This is a genomic window from Nonomuraea guangzhouensis, from assembly GCF_019396345.1.
Taxonomy (GTDB): Bacteria; Actinomycetota; Actinomycetes; order Streptosporangiales; family Streptosporangiaceae; genus Nonomuraea; species Nonomuraea guangzhouensis.
Map to the genome: position 1 here is coordinate 1 of NZ_JAHKRM010000121.1, position 629 is coordinate 629.

Annotated in this window: 1 protein-coding gene; it reads right to left on the reverse strand. The window is 71.1% G+C overall.

Features of this window, described 5'->3' with window-relative positions; translation table 11 throughout:
* Positions 1-629, reverse strand: a 629-nt coding sequence (locus KME78_RS63695; protein ID WP_219539965.1) for an MFS transporter, incomplete at both ends; no start/stop codon positions are given.

The window sequence follows — 629 nt, forward strand, 5'->3', positions numbered from 1 at the left end:
GTGACGATCTTCGAGCCGAAACGGTCGGCGAGGAAGGACACCATGATGGTGCCGACGATCGCGCCCAGGTTGAGCACGAGGAGGAACTGCAGTGAGGAGCCGAGCGGGTAGCCGGCCTGGCGCATGATCTGCGGCAGCCAGGTGTTGAGACCGTAGACCAGGAGCAGGCCGCAGAAACTGGCCGCGCCGAAGAGCAGGGTGGCCGCCAGGACATCGCGCCGGAAGAGCACGGCAATCGATCGGGTGCGCGTCGCCTGCTCTTGCGGGGCCCGCGCGGCCTCGTCTTCGGCGATCTCGTCGAGGACGAGCCCGTAGCGGGAGGCCAGCGCCTCGGCCTCGGCGCGGCGGCCCCGGGCGAGCAGGAACCCGGCCGACTCGGGCAGGTAGCGGAGGGCGAGCGGCAGGACCAGAACGATCGGGGCGGCGCCGATCCAGAACATCGGCCGCCAGCCGTGCTCGGCCAGCAGCATCAGCGCGAGCAGCGCCGCCAGGATGCCGCCGACCGAGTAGCCCGAGTACATCAGGGCGTTGTACAGGTTGCGCCGGTGTGCGGGCGCGTACTCGACGGTGAGCGCGATGGCGGTGGGCACGACGCCGCCGAGGCCGAGCCCGGCCACGAACCGGAACAG